We start from the raw sequence: 8,041 nt of genomic DNA on the forward strand, positions 1-8,041 counted from the left end.
GACGTAGAACCTGTTTTTGGATTCACGAAGGCTATTTTGGGGTTCACTCGAATGTCAGTTCGAGGAATCGATAAGGTTAAACGTGAACTTGGATTTGTGTTAATGGCAGTTAACATAAGGAAAATAGCAGCTCAACGAGCTGTATATTTCAAAATTAATAACGAAAAAGACAATTTCTATCAATTTTCAATAGAAATTGTCTTTTTTACTTAAACCTAGAACTTAATGTCCCAGACTCAATTAGTCAATAGATTATGTATAAAACATTACATAGTTTTTTAGACTAAACATTAAATTAATATTAAATAATCATATAGTAAATTTGATAAAATTGATAAATATATTACTCCAAAACTTCTAAAATAAAATTAACCCTATCAAAAAACCGCATTACTTATGATATGTTTCTCCTCGCATAATCTTAAATGCTCTATATACTTGCTCTATTAACACAACCCTCATCATTTGGTGTGGGAAGGTCATTTTGCTAAATGACAGGGCGTAGTTGCTGCGTGCGATGACGTCTTGATGTAAGCCGTTGGATCCGCCTATAACGAAGACAAAGTCGCTTTGGCCTTGGGTCATGCGTCGTTCGAGTTCTTGTGCTAATCCTTCTGATGACAACATGTTGCCGTTAATTTCTAATGTAATCACTATGGCTTGTGGTTTGATTTTTGCTAGGAGACGCTCTCCTTCTTTTTGTTTTACTTGTTCAATTTCTTTGTTGCTCATATTTTCTGGTGCTTTTTCATCTGGCACTTCTATAATGTCTATTTTGGTATATGGGCCTAAACGTTTTTCATATTCTGCTATTGCTTGTTTCCAATATTTCTCTTTTAGTTTTCCCACAGATAGGATAGTAATTTTCATCGCGTTTGGTCCTCCAGCGTGTTTATTATTTATAAAGTTATCCACAGGTTGTACACTTGTTAACATTGTTCCCTCTTATTATAACAGGATAATTCACAGTTTTTGATCTTTTTCTTATAGTTATACTCAAAATTTGGTGTATAACCTGTGGTTTTGTGGATAAGTCTGTGTATATTGTGGGTATTATCTATTGTTTTATACACATTTGTGGGTAACTATGGACAGTTCAGTGGATAACTTTGCGTCTGTCTTAACGTTTATTTTACATATATCCTTGATTTTGTCATCTTTTAGACGTACTTTACCATTATTTTCTGACTTTCCCACAAGCTTATCCACAACTTTTTACACACCTATATCCACAAAAAAACGACCCACTTAGTAGGTCGCTTGTCTGACTTTATTCATTCTTTAATTTTAGAGCTATCATTAACACCTATTTTTAAGTATGACGTATTTTAATGACGACATTCCTAAAGGACTTAGCACCATCTCAACAAAAATTTTCGCCATAATGTACACACTGCAATAAAATTAGCTGTTCACCTTATTACAACGTATAAATTGGTGTAGCAACTGCTTTATCTGTATCACATAATAGCACTTCTTTTTCAGTATCAATATCATGTTCGTTCAATACTTGCCCTACACTCATGCGTGCTAAATCTTTCATATTATTATCTTGAGATAGATGTGATAAATAAATACGTTTTGTATTACCTGTGATAACATCTGTCATGGCACGTCCTGCATCTTCGTTAGATACATGTCCCATATCTCCTAAAATACGTTGTTTCGTCTTCCATGGATAACGACACATGCGCAACATATCTACATCATGATTACTTTCAAAAATAAAAGCATCGCTGCCACGAATCATACCTTTCATGCGATCTGAAACATAACCAGTATCTGTTAATATGGTAAATTTCTTATAATCATTATGAAAAATATAAAACTGTGGATCAATCGCATCATGTGACACGTTGAATGATTCAATATCAAATCCAGCAATTTCTTTTGTTTCATATGGATTAAAGATGAATTTTTGATCCATTGGAATGCGACTATCTTTTTTGTCTATAGCTTGCCATGTTTTTTCATTAGCATAAATCGGCAATTTATATTTACGTGCTAAGACGCCTAGCCCTTTAATATGATCGATATGTTCATGTGTCACTAAAATACCATTTAAATCTTGAATGTTACGATCGATTTGGCTAAACAAGTCTTCCATTTTCTTACCTGTTAAACCAACATCGACTAATAAACTACCTTTTTCATTCTCTACAAAAGTAGCATTCCCTGTACTTCCACTTGCTAAGACACTCATTCGTATCAAGCGACTCATCCTTTCCTATGTCGACAACTCACCTGTCACAGTGACCGCAGTATCACTTAACCTAACTTTATGATTTTCTCTACAGAAACTATCATTTGTTTAAGTTTAGTCTACTTATTGCTTGTCTTACATTTTAACTGTAACTGTCCATCGACTTGTCTCAAATTATTAATTTTTAATAACCGCGCACAATGAATTTCTTAATTATTATAACAATGTTTGACAGAATACAAAAGCTTTTGACATAAGCATATAAGTAACTAAAGTAGATATAACGTTAACCAAAAACGACAACACTAAGCTTTCAATCAATACGTCTATGCCTTATCTCTCCCTTGCCGCCGCACTTAAAAAAGCTAGTGCTGCATCATTAACAGCACTAGCCTTTCAACAACTTAGTGATCTATAATTTTAGGATTGTTACTTGTTGCTTCCACATAGTAAGTATAGACTTTATCTTTTCCTGGATGTTTAACCTTCACTTCCCAGTTAGGTTGTAATAATTGGACATTCGTTTCTTTGACGACTGAATAATAGCCGAGTCTAGCATTAATGACTTGATCGTCTTTCTTCAGATAACGATTGAAGTACAGTGCCTCTATCGCTTTTCTAGGTGTAATGATTTGACGTTTTTTGTCTGTACCTTCTGTCGGCTTAATATCTTCCATCATCGTTTGTTTATAGCTCGTCGCTTTATTATTATTCACATTAAAAGTCACTGTGGCCTTACTATTATTTAAAATAGGAATATCTTGATACGTTTGTTCGTACTTCACATTATTGGACGTAATATCACTAAGTTGATATGTCTTACCATGATAGACGTGATTGTTTAGATAATCCTTTAAATCTTTGAAATTATTGTCGTTAACTGTGACACTTGGGTCAACGTCTGCTTCTAATTGCTTACCAGAGTTAGATGTTGTTAACTCATCGTCTCCCTTGGCTTGTGCTGAAAAGTCTTTAGAACGGCCCGTGATTTGTGATAAACGTAAATCTTTAACAGATTTACTTAACACGCTATCTGGCACTTTAATTTCCTCTTGTTGAAAGTTAACTTCATTATTACTTTCCGCTTCATTGATATGTGAACGATTCACTTTATTAATATAAATGATAACTAGCATGATGTTAACTAGAACAAAGACGAAAATGAAGAGTGTCTTCGTAAGTTTCCAGTTCATTTATTCTAGCCCCCCATCACTATACATATACCACTTACCATCATATTCAACATACCAACGTGGTATAAGTTCGCTATTAATCTGTACTTCCATATGATTATGATCTGGATTATCTTGCATTTCATAACCGACAACAATGTTAGTTATTTTTTCAAAATCAATATCACTATTATTTGCTAACTTGGAACGTACGGATTCTAATTTTGGCAATGATTTTTCATCTTCACTATTTAAGACAACATCTGTACGTAATAACGAACGACGATAATCAAAGACACCTTTTTCGCCCCAAGTGACTTGAATTTCATTTGAATTTTCATTGTTAAATGTTGGATAACCGTTTAAGAAGCGTTGATATGTCAATTCTCCAGAGCTATTATCCGTACTAAACAGACGATAGTCTTCATTTAAGAAACCACCGTGATTGTTAATGAAATCAAAGGTACCTGGTATCGTTTCTTCCATATTGCTAGAACTTTTTTCATCTTCTGATAAGTTTTTATAATGATATTTTTCATCTTTATCATTGTAATTTGCAACACCTGTGTTGTTATTGTACGTTGTGACACCACTTTTCGAGCTGCGGACAATCGTTGAATCGTCAAACAGTATGGCATTCATCTTTTCAACACTCATCGTATTAAAGACCATGCGATATGTTTTTAACTTTTCAGGTTTACTAGGCGCAAAAAGATGCGTCGCTCGATCAATACTATCTTTATTTGTAATGATATCCGTATATGGCTTCATTTCTGATTTAACTGTTGCTAAGGCCTCTTTAAAGTTAGCAAACTTAGCAGTTGTTGTGACTTTAACATAATCGTGACGGTCTTTACTAATAGCGTATAGTACAATACGGTCGTCAGCATTACGATCAATCACTAAACGGTTAAAATTAAAATGATTAGGTACTTTAGCATTACTATTTAACACTTGGTCGAGATACGTCGATAATGGTAAATCATACGTGAAATCTAAAATTGTAATATCTTGACCTAATTCCGGAATCATTAAATTATGATCACGATGCACATGTTCTACCGACTTGGCACCTTTATTCTTCAATGGTTTAATTAATTTCGTGACATTAGATACCGTTGCGACTGTACCTTTAGGATGATCGTCCTTAGAATTAATAATTTGAAAAGGTGCGATTGTCGTATCCATATTGGCAGTCATCGGTTTCGTCAAAGGTTTAGTATCATTCTTCTTACTATCTGTATTATCAACGTCTGTAATATCTGGTGAAAAGTCCCAGACCATATATGTTAATACGACACTCATAAGGACAAGTAAGGCTAGGATGACAGACTTAATATGTTCCTTATTATTCATCCCAATCACCGTCTTCGATCACTTCACATGGAAGTGTAATAAAGATAGATGTACCTTGCCCCTCTACACTGTTAGCCCAGATACGACCGTTGTGTGCTTCAACGATTTCTTTAGAAATTGCCAAACCTAAACCAGTACCACCCATTTTACGTGTACGGGCTTTATCAACACGATAAAAGCGATCAAATATTTTATCTACTTTGTTAATTGGAATACCTATACCGTTATCTTTAATACGGATTGTCATTCTGTTATACAGTGGATTTTGTTTCACGTGGAACTCGACACGTTTATCACCACGAGAATATTTCATCGCATTGGTAATGACGTTATCGAATACTTGCGTCATTTTATCTGGATCGATTTCAGTAAAGATGGTTTGATTAGGAATTTCTCTGACAAATTCTGTGTCTTTATCTGACATTTCGTGTCTATTAATAATTTTATTGATAAACATATTGAAGTCGATAATTTCTTTGTTAATTTGATCTGACTCGTTATCCATTTTAGATAATTGTAGAAGGTCGTTGACAAGACGAATCATACGTTCTGTTTCTTCACGTGTAACGGATAAGAATTGTGGTGCTAATTCATCGTCTTTCCATGCACCTTCTTCAAGGGCTTCAATGTAACTATTCATAGATGTTAATGGTGTACGTAGCTCGTGTGAAACGTTGGCAACGAATTCGCGACGTTCTCGTTCAACTTGTTGTTGTTCGGTAACATCATGTAACACAGCAATATAACCTGTGACAAAGCCGGTTTCTTGCACAATGGTACTAAAGTTAACACGCGCAATAAGTCCTTCTTCTTCATTTAAATCTAATAAGAAACTATCATTGTTTTCTTGAATTTCTTCTAATTTAAACTCATCTTCTAGACTTAAGACACTTAACATGTAATAACCGATAATATCTTCTTTAGCCATGCCAAGCATTTTTAGAGCCATATCATTGACAATACGAATGCGCCCACGACGGTCTGTCGCTATGATACCGTCACTCATATGTGTGATAACTGAGTCAAGTCGTCGTTTCTCACTTTCTGTATTCGCTTGGGCTTCTTGCACACGTTTAGACAAATTGTTGAAGGCTAACGCCAGTTCACCAATTTCGTCATTACCATAAATCTTCACACGTTGCGTATAGTTCCCTCGAGACATTTCGACGGTTTGGTTACGCATATCAGTGATGGGTTTGGTAATCGTTCGGGCAATAAAGAAACCAAGGATCACAGTAATAAGTAGCGAGATGGCTGTACCTACAATAAATATTTGGTTAATGTTGTTTAATTGATTATAGACGTCATTAATTTTCGATTCGATATAGATATTACCAATGACTTTTTTATCTACTTTGACTGGGATATTGTAAACCCACACGCGATCTTTACCGTTACCATAATCTTTTAAAATTAAATGGTCGTTAGATTGCCCTAATGATAAGGCTTTTTGAACGGAGCTATCATTGGCTTTTTGATTAATTAGACTACGGTTAGACTGCTTCGTCGTTGCCATAATAATTTGATCTTTATCTATAAAGCGAATTTCTCCAATTTCTTGACGGTTCGCATATTCACTTAATAAATTTTGTATATCTTTCTGTGCATTGACAGAACCTTTTTCGTCATATACTTTTTCTATACTAATATCTAATTGTTTCGCATATTGTGTAATGTTCTTTTTAAAGTTATCTAACAGTTCTTTTTCAAGATTATTAGTAAAATATAAACCAATAATCTGCATACCAATAATAATTAATAAGACATAAACAATTACTAGTTTAGTATGAAGGGATTGTAGTTGTTTGAGCCACTTCATTCGTCTAAACCTCTATTCGTGCTGTTGGAGAAAGTATCCAACGCCTCTACGCGTAACAATATATTCAGGATGTGATGGATCGTCTTCAATCTTTTCACGTAAACGACGAATGGTTACATCCACTGTACGCACGTCACCAAAATAATCATAACCCCATACTGTTTGTAGTAAATGTTCACGTGTCATTACTTGTCCCATATGTTTTGATAAATAATGGAATAATTCAAACTCACGGTGTGTTAATTCGATATCTTCGCCACGCTTTTTAATTGAATAAGCATCTGGATAAATCACAATATCTTTAATTGTAGTTTCGTTTGTCGCACTTGTTGTTTCTTGCGCTGGTTGTGAATAATGACGACGTAAGTTCGCTTTAACACGTGCAATTAATTCGCGTGTACTAAATGGTTTAGTTACATAGTCATCTGCACCTAATTCTAGACCTAACACTTTATCAATTTCTGAGTCTTTGGCAGTTAACATAATAATAGGCATTTCGTATTTTTTACGTACTTCACGACATACTTCCATGCCATCACGACCAGGTAACATAATATCGAGTAACACGATATCTGGTTCTTCTTCATAAATTAAGTCTACGGCATCGTTACCATCATATGCACAGTAAACATCATATCCTTCTTTTTTCAAATTAAATTCTAAAATATCAGCAATCGGTTTTTCATCATCAACTACAACTACTTTTCTAGCCATTTGCATAAACCTCTTTTCTTGTATCATCATTCTAATTTTATCATTTTTCACTCAAGTCGTTTTTATTTTAGAGACTTTGTGTTGGTTCGTCACTTACTATTTATATGTTATTGTGACATTTTTATATCATATAACGCATAGTAACCTACTATATAATTTACCATTTATAGCCTATTAATTCTATTTTTCAATATAAACTTATCAATTAATATTTTTTCTGAGTTATATCACTATCTTTTTTTAATCATAAAATATTGCGTTTCAGTTTTTCGGTGCGTGTTGGTTGATTATGGATTTGGTTATTATTGTCGTTGATGTTGGGGGTATCAGTTGGTGCGTGTTTAGTCATTAGTGTGTGTATCTATGAATCAGCATTTGTTGAGTTGGTGCAATATTTAGTCATTGGTGGGCGTTGTGCTTTACAAGTAAGGTGGTGCGTGTTGATGGGGCATCGATGGATATCAGTTTGTCATTGATGGGCATAAATCAGTATTTAAATTGATGTTACTGGGCGTTGATAGCAGTTGGTGCGTGTTACAAGTTAGTGAGTGCGCATTGATGTATTGGGTGCGTTGCGCTTAGATGATGATGTACATCATACTTCAATTAAACATCATGCACATAGTTAGTTATATAATAGGTTGCTCTAACAAATTGGACTGTGATTGACGTTCACTCGATCAGTCCTGAAAAACATACTAAGATTAGCTGTGAAGAAATCTATGACGATAGATTTTTTCACAGCTATTTTTTATAGTTGTAGAGAGAGAAGTAGAC

Annotated in this window: 6 protein-coding genes and 1 pseudogene; 1 reads left to right on the forward strand and 6 read right to left on the reverse strand. The window is 34.3% G+C overall.

Annotated features, from left to right (window positions below):
- Window positions 1–251, forward strand: a pseudogene (locus tag CD113_RS02900) (transposase); the annotation flags it as partial.
- Between the two features lie 139 nt (window positions 252–390).
- Here CD113_RS02900 and rlmH read toward each other — a convergent pair.
- The 6 genes from rlmH to yycF form a co-directional block, all read right to left on the reverse strand.
- Entirely contained in the window at window positions 391–870 is a 480-nt protein-coding gene (gene rlmH / locus CD113_RS02905) for a 23S rRNA (pseudouridine(1915)-N(3))-methyltransferase RlmH (protein WP_002462717.1), read from the reverse strand.
- 550 nt (window positions 871–1,420) lie between these two features.
- Window positions 1,421–2,221: an MBL fold metallo-hydrolase gene (locus tag CD113_RS02915; protein WP_002462715.1), complete on the reverse strand. Its 801-nt coding sequence runs from the start codon at window positions 2,219–2,221 to the stop codon at window positions 1,421–1,423.
- A 386-nt stretch (window positions 2,222–2,607) separates the two neighbouring features.
- Window positions 2,608–3,396 carry a two-component system regulatory protein YycI gene (locus tag CD113_RS02920; RefSeq protein ID WP_002462714.1) on the reverse strand — a complete coding sequence of 263 codons (789 nt, stop codon included), beginning with the start codon at window positions 3,394–3,396 and terminating at the stop codon, window positions 2,608–2,610.
- Window positions 3,397–4,731, reverse strand: coding sequence for a two-component system activity regulator YycH (gene yycH, locus CD113_RS02925; protein WP_002462713.1), 1,335 nt, complete (start codon window positions 4,729–4,731; stop codon window positions 3,397–3,399). It lies immediately after the preceding gene.
- On the reverse strand, window positions 4,724–6,550 hold the full coding sequence (gene walK, locus CD113_RS02930) for a cell wall metabolism sensor histidine kinase WalK (protein WP_002462712.1): 1,827 nt from the start codon (window positions 6,548–6,550) through the stop codon (window positions 4,724–4,726). The genes yycH and walK overlap by 8 nt, the downstream gene beginning before the upstream one ends.
- A 12-nt stretch (window positions 6,551–6,562) precedes the next feature.
- Window positions 6,563–7,264, reverse strand: coding sequence for a response regulator YycF (gene yycF, locus CD113_RS02935; RefSeq protein WP_002462711.1), 702 nt, complete (start codon window positions 7,262–7,264; stop codon window positions 6,563–6,565).
- Between the last annotated feature and the right edge of the window lie 777 nt (window positions 7,265–8,041).

The sequence above is a fragment of the Staphylococcus simiae genome, assembly GCF_002902085.1.
Taxonomy (GTDB): Bacteria; Bacillota; Bacilli; order Staphylococcales; family Staphylococcaceae; genus Staphylococcus; species Staphylococcus simiae.